At 40.6% G+C, this 1,143-nt stretch carries 1 protein-coding gene; it reads right to left on the bottom strand.

Annotated features, from left to right (window positions below; translation table 11 throughout):
- Positions 1–86 precede the first annotated feature (86 nt).
- Positions 87–1,143: IS21 family transposase (istA, locus tag DV872_RS26110; protein ID WP_114632906.1), on the bottom strand; the 1,057-nt coding region annotated here is incomplete at its 5' end.

Raw genomic sequence — 1,143 nt, 5'->3', positions numbered from 1 at the left:
ACGTTGTTTACCTAAATCCATCTGCAGATACAAGGATTAAAATAAAAGCAGAAAAAGAAAGGAAATTCGCCAGTTAAATTTTATCATTATTTCAAAGAGCACACTTCAACTATGTTGACATATTCCGCGACATTCCCAGCCCACCAACGGAACTTTTCAGGACTCCATTCCTTGAAGTAGCGGTGCTTTGCAGGCATATGCTCAGCTACCGTCGTGTAACCATTACGGCGACGTTCTCTTCTATGTTGCCAAATCCTGGTATTATCGTGATATAGAGCAACATGGGTGTCATCATAGATAATTCGTACTTTCTTCCCTTTTAATAGATATGGTGCACTGTAGTAATGACCATCCTCCTTGAGGTAGAAGTGGTAATTGAATCCAACTAATGTATTATCCTGAAAGTATTTCAATGGATATTTTTCTACAGGAAGTGACCGTAATTCACATCGTTCTACGTCCTCAAAGAGCTCGCGTCTGGAAACTGTCATGCGAGTGAGTTTTGTCTCGTTATGCTCTTTCAGCTTTTCCCACAGAGCCTGATTCAAGGACTCTGTCGAATGAAACGACTGATTTCTTAGAGGGGCAATGATCCGCCGGTAGGCAATCTTTACTGCGTTTTCGACATGTGCCTTATCCTGAGGTCTACCAGATCGGGCAGGAAGTATTGCGGTACAATAATAGTCAGCAAAGTCCTCTAACAACGGATTTATTTCTGGTTCGTAAAAATTAGCCTTCACCACTGCGGATTTCAGATTGTCCGGAACGATAGCAGCTGTTACACCTCCGAAGAAATGGATAGCTCTTTCAAGAGACCTGATAAAGGACTCCTTTTTTTGATTATCAGAGGCTTCTATGTAGGTTAGTTGACTAGACGGTAGAATAGCTACAAAGATCTCTTTTGGGACTATTTCTCCTGTAATTGGATTAATAATCTCTCTCTTCTTACCTGCGTAATCAACGAATAACTTTTCACCGGCCTTGTGCTCCAAATGCATTGATATATTCTCATCTGACTTCCATTGTTGAAAATGATAACAGAATTGTGTGTACTTCAATCCATCTGGATTGTCTATGCGATATTCTTCCCAAAGCAGCTGAAGAGTAACTCCTGTTTTCTTCAATTCTTTTGCGAATTGTGGA

Source organism: Oceanispirochaeta sp. M1, assembly GCF_003346715.1.
Lineage (GTDB): Bacteria > Spirochaetota > Spirochaetia > DSM-2461 > DSM-2461 > Oceanispirochaeta.
This window is presented reverse-complemented; position numbering and strand designations above follow the sequence as displayed.